Annotated in this window: 5 protein-coding genes; 4 read left to right on the plus strand and 1 reads right to left on the minus strand. The window is 60.3% G+C overall.

Going from position 1 to position 4842, the window contains the following annotated elements; genetic code table 11:
• Window positions 1–484, minus strand: a 484-nt coding sequence (locus tag ACTG4J_RS14780; RefSeq protein ID WP_439140502.1) for a hypothetical protein, incomplete at its 3' end; no start/stop codon positions are given.
• A gap of 197 nt (window positions 485–681) precedes the next feature.
• Between ACTG4J_RS14780 and ACTG4J_RS14785 the strand changes: the two genes are divergently transcribed.
• The 4 genes from ACTG4J_RS14785 to ACTG4J_RS14800 all read left to right on the plus strand — a co-directional run.
• On the plus strand, window positions 682–1566 hold the full coding sequence (locus tag ACTG4J_RS14785) for a LysR family transcriptional regulator (protein WP_439140503.1): 885 nt from the start codon (window positions 682–684) through the stop codon (window positions 1564–1566).
• A gap of 134 nt (window positions 1567–1700) precedes the next feature.
• Window positions 1701–2177, plus strand: coding sequence for a formate dehydrogenase subunit gamma (locus ACTG4J_RS14790; RefSeq protein WP_439140504.1), 477 nt, complete (start codon window positions 1701–1703; stop codon window positions 2175–2177).
• Window positions 2174–3670 carry an NADH-ubiquinone oxidoreductase-F iron-sulfur binding region domain-containing protein gene (locus ACTG4J_RS14795; RefSeq protein ID WP_439140505.1) on the plus strand — a complete coding sequence of 499 codons (1497 nt, stop codon included), beginning with the start codon at window positions 2174–2176 and terminating at the stop codon, window positions 3668–3670. Before ACTG4J_RS14790 ends, ACTG4J_RS14795 begins: the two co-directional genes overlap by 4 nt.
• Before the next feature lie 97 nt (window positions 3671–3767).
• Window positions 3768–4842: 2Fe-2S iron-sulfur cluster-binding protein (locus tag ACTG4J_RS14800; protein WP_439140506.1), on the plus strand; the 1075-nt coding region annotated here is incomplete at its 3' end.

The raw sequence follows: 4842 nt of genomic DNA on the forward strand, positions 1-4842 counted from the left end.
AATCCAACGGAGTTCCGGGTGCGAAGGGGCCGCTGCTGATCGGCAAAACGCCGATGATTTGATCGCGAAGAGCAGCAACGCCAGCTGCATCGGATGGCAGAGTGAAGGCGGGATTGGAGCTGTTCAAAATGAACAAATGATCGACCCCCGACGATTCATCGAAAATCAGCATGATCGTCAGTGCCACATCGGGGGCAGTATCGCCGTTGGTGTCCAAGATAAGGTCGACGATATACAATTCGTCGTTCTCATCTTCGCCATAGGGGCTGACGAATACGGGTGAGTTCTCCGGCCCAAGCCATACTTCCGGGATCACGACCAAACCGCCCGTCCCGAAATCGGAAGTCGCAAAGCCCGGGTTATTCGTATTGTTCGAATACTGGTAAACGATATTGGCGTCTTCGGGCACGGTAACCGTGAACTGTGTCAGACCAAGAAACGTGTCTTCTGAAATAGATACTCCGCCGAGCGTAAATGTAGGCATGCTGCAAGCCCCCCCATTAGTTACAAATATTATACTTTCGAAAGAATCTTTAAACGAAAGTCTGTCGGGTGGGACTGTGCCAAACTCCGCCTTTATGTCCAAGCGATTTTTCTTCCTTGGTATCGCTGCATTCTCCCGCATGGAATTGATGCAAAAAATCTATTGAAATCGCGGAATTTGATTGCAAAATACCGATCATGATCAACAAGCTCGAAATGTTCATCGCGGTCGCCAAGGAAGGCCATTTTGGCCGCGCCGCCGAAACGCTTGGCATTACGCAGCCAACGCTCTCGACAGGCATCAAGCAGCTTGAGGAACAGCTGGGTGTGCAGCTGATTTTTCGCGGCTCGCGCTATGGCGGTCTGACACCTGAGGGTGCGCGCGCGCTGGTCTGGGCGCGCAGGCTGGTGGGCGATGCCCGCGCCTTTCGCGAAGAGATGCGCGTAAGCCGCCATGGATTGTCGGGGCATCTGCGGCTGGCGGTTATTCCCACGGCGCTGACATGGGCGGCGAAGCTTTCGGCGCGTTTTGCCGAGGCCCACCCCAAGGTGCGCTTCACGATCTTGTCGCGGACATCCTCCGAGATATTGAAAATGCTGGAAAATCTCGAGGTGGATGCCGGGCTGTCATATCTCGACAACGAGCCTTTGGGCCGGATGACGACCGCCCCGATCTATACCGAGCGCTATACGCTGGTCTGCCACGCCGACAACCCCTTGGCCCTGCAAGCGCAGGTGACATGGGCCGATCTTGCCGGTGAAAGATTGTGCCTTTTGACGCCGGATATGCAGAACCGACGCATTATCAACCAATGCTTCATGGAGGCCGATGTAACCCCGGACGCCTTGATCGAGGCGAATTCGACCCTTGTTCTTGCCGCCCATGTCGAGCAGGGCGGCTGGGTCACGATCCTGCCGTCGGACATGGCGAGATTCTTGAGCGCGGGCAAACGCTTGGCTATCGTGCCGATCATCGGCGCGCATGTTGAGCATGTCGTGGGGCTCGTGGCGCCATTTCGCGAACCACATACCCCTGTGCTGGACGCGCTTTTGGCGCAAGCGGCCGGTTTGAACCGCGCTTGAGGTGTGTAAAGCGTCGCAAATCGCGCGTTGATCGTCGCGCATGTTTCATTGATATTTTCAATCGACTAACGGAATATCAATATTGATTATTGATCGCCAATCGCGACACTGGCCTTGGAATTCCGGAGCCAGACATGACCAGCCCATCCAATGCAGCGCAGCCCGACGGGCTGGCCGAGATTGAAGCCATCATCGCCGCCCATCTCTGGCGCGAGGGGCCGCTATTGCCGATCCTTCACGCGGTTCAATCAGCGTTCGGATATATCCCGAAAGACGCCCATGCGCCGATCTGCGACGCGCTGAACATCACCAAGGCCGAGTTGCATGGCGTGATCAGTTTCTATCATGATTTTCGTGACAAGCCGGCCGGTGTTCATGTCCTCAAGATCTGCAGGGCCGAGGCCTGTCAGGCGATGGGCGGGGCGGCCTTGTCCGCGGCGGTTCTGGCCAAGCTGGGTCTGGACTGGCACGAGACGAGCCGTGATGGGCGGGTGACGGTCGAACCTGTCTATTGCCTGGGGCTTTGTGCTTGCGCGCCTGCCGTGATGGTGGATGGCAAGCTGAAGGCGCGCGCGACGCCAGAGATGTTGCTGGCGGAGGTCGGCGCATGAAGATCTATGTTCCCCGCGATGCAAGCGCGCGTGCGCTTGGTGCCGATGCCGTGGCCGATGCCTTTGCCGATTTGGGTCATGCGGTGATCCGCAATGGATCGCGCGGGATGGTCTGGCTGGAACCGCTTGTGGAGATTGAGGAAAATGGGCAGCGCCGCGCCTATGGTCCGGTGGCGCCCGCCGATGTTGCGGGCATTTTGGCGGGCAACGCGACAAGCCTTGGGCCGGTCGAGGACATTCCTTTTTTCGCGCGCCAAACACGCCTCACCTTCGCGCGCTGCGGGCTGATCGATCCGCTTGATCTAGCCGATTACGAAGCGCATGGCGGCTTGCTTGGCCTGCGCCGCGCGCTGGCTTTGGGCAGCGACGGGATCATCGCGCAGATGAAGGAAAGCGGCCTGCGTGGACGGGGTGGGGCGGGCTTTCCCACCGGCATCAAGTGGGAAACGGTGCAAAAGGCCCACGGCCCGCGCAAATATATTGTCTGCAACGCCGATGAGGGCGATAGCGGCACCTTCGCCGACCGGATGATCATGGAGGGCGATCCGTTTTCCGTGATCGAGGGCATGGTGATCGCGGGTCTCGGGGTGGGGGCCAGTAAGGGCTACATCTATATCCGCTCGGAATATCCCGACGCCATCGAGATGATGGAGCGTGCAGTAAAAATATCTTTTGATAACAATATTTTAGGATTTGTTCTTAACTCAACGCATGAATTTGATATCGAAATCCGCGTTGGCGCAGGCGCCTATGTCTGCGGCGAAGAGACATCGCTGCTGAACTCGCTCGAGGGCAAGCGTGGGGTGGTTCGGGCCAAGCCGCCGCTGCCCGCGCTCGAAGGCTTCATGGGGCGGCCAACGGTCGTCAACAACGTGATTTCGCTGGCGACGGTTCCGGTGATTTTCGAGAAAGGCGCCGATCATTACGCAAGTTTCGGGCTCGGCCGGTCCAAAGGGACCATGCCGATCCAGATCGCGGGAAATGTGGCGCGCGGCGGGCTCTTTGAGACCGCCTTCGGCATGGCGTTGGGGGAATTGGTCAACGACATCGCGGGCGGCACTGCAACAGGGCGGCCCATCAAGGCGGTGCAGGTGGGCGGGCCGCTTGGCGCCTATTTCGCACCCGCCAAGTTCGACACGCCCTTTGCCTATGAGGAATTCGACGGGCAGGGCGGCTTGATCGGCCATGCCGGTGTGGTGGTTTTCGATGAGAGCGCCGACATGCGCGCGATGGCGCGTTTCGCGATGGAATTCTGCGCGGTGGAAAGCTGCGGGAAATGCACGCCCTGCCGGATCGGTGCGGTGCGCGGCGTGGAAACCATCGACCGCATCGCGGCAGGCGATGCCAGCGCCGTGCCGCTTCTGGTCGATCTGTGCCAGACGATGAAACATGGCTCTCTCTGCGCGCTTGGGGGGTTCACCCCCTATCCGGTGATGAGTGCGCTGGAACAATTCCCCGAGGAATTCAGCGGGCGGCGGGAGGCGGCGGAATGAGCGGGATCACCGCCTTCGGCGCTGACCGGCCGGGGGCTCTGCCCCCGGACCCCCGGAGTATTTGGAAAGCAAAGATGGATAAGTTGAGGGCAAGCGCATGAAGGATTTCATCATTCCATGGGGCGATGATCGCGACATGGGCACGCCCGCCAAGCAGGGTGCGCCCATCAGCCTTGTGATCGACGGCTTTGAGGTCACCGTGCCCGAGGGCACATCGGTGATGCGGGCCGCCGCGATTGCCGGCATTGCCGTGCCCAAGCTCTGTGCCAGCGACAATCTGGAGGCCTTTGGGTCATGCCGGTTGTGCGTCGTCGAGATCGAGGGGCGGCGCGGCACGCCTGCGTCCTGCACCACGCCGGTGGCGCCGGGAATGGTCGTGCGCACCCAGTCCGAGCAGGTCAAGGCGATCCGCAAGGGGGTGATGGAGCTTTATATCTCCGATCATCCGCTCGATTGCCTGACATGCAGCGCCAATGGCGATTGCGAATTGCAGGATATGGCCGGTGTCGTGGGCCTGCGTGACCAGCGTTACGAGGCGCCCGAGGGCGGCATGCGCACCCACTTCGCCCGCCGCGACACGAGCGGCATCGCCAACCCGGAGTGGATCGCCAAGGACGACAGCAACCCCTATTTCACCTATGATCCGGCCAAATGCATCGTGTGCAACCGCTGTGTGCGGGCCTGCGAAGAGGTGCAGGGGACATTCGCGCTGACGATCGAAGGCCGCGGGTTTGAAAGCCGCGTCTCAGCCGGTGGGGTGGGCGATGATTTCCTTGCCTCTGATTGCGTGAGTTGCGGGGCTTGCGTACAGGCTTGCCCGACCGCGACGCTGCAGGAGAAATCAGTGGTCGAGCTGGGCACGCCCACGCGGTCGGTCATCACCACCTGCGCCTATTGCGGGGTGGGTTGTTCCTTCAAGGCGGAGTTGAACGGCGACCAGCTGGTGCGCATGACCCCCTATAAGCATGGTGCGGCAAATCGCGGGCATTCCTGCGTCAAGGGGCGGTGTGCCTATGGTTACGCCACCCATTCCGACCGCATCCTGAACCCGATGATCCGCGAGACCATCGATCAGCCCTGGCGTGAGGTCAGCTGGGACGCGGCGCTGAGCTTTGCCACGGCCAAGATGCGGGGCATTCAGGCCAAGTACGGGCGCAAATCGGTGGGGGTCA

This window comes from Roseicyclus sp., from assembly GCF_965662675.1.
In the GTDB taxonomy this organism is placed as follows: domain Bacteria; phylum Pseudomonadota; class Alphaproteobacteria; order Rhodobacterales; family Rhodobacteraceae; genus Roseicyclus.

Coding starts and splice junctions, on each gene's coding strand:
- ACTG4J_RS14785 (WP_439140503.1), top strand. CDS start 682: ATGATCAACAAGCTCGAAATGTTCATCGCGGTCGCCAAGGAAGGCCAT.
- ACTG4J_RS14790 (WP_439140504.1), top strand. CDS start 1,701: ATGACCAGCCCATCCAATGCAGCGCAGCCCGACGGGCTGGCCGAGATT.
- ACTG4J_RS14795 (WP_439140505.1), top strand. CDS start 2,174: ATGAAGATCTATGTTCCCCGCGATGCAAGCGCGCGTGCGCTTGGTGCC.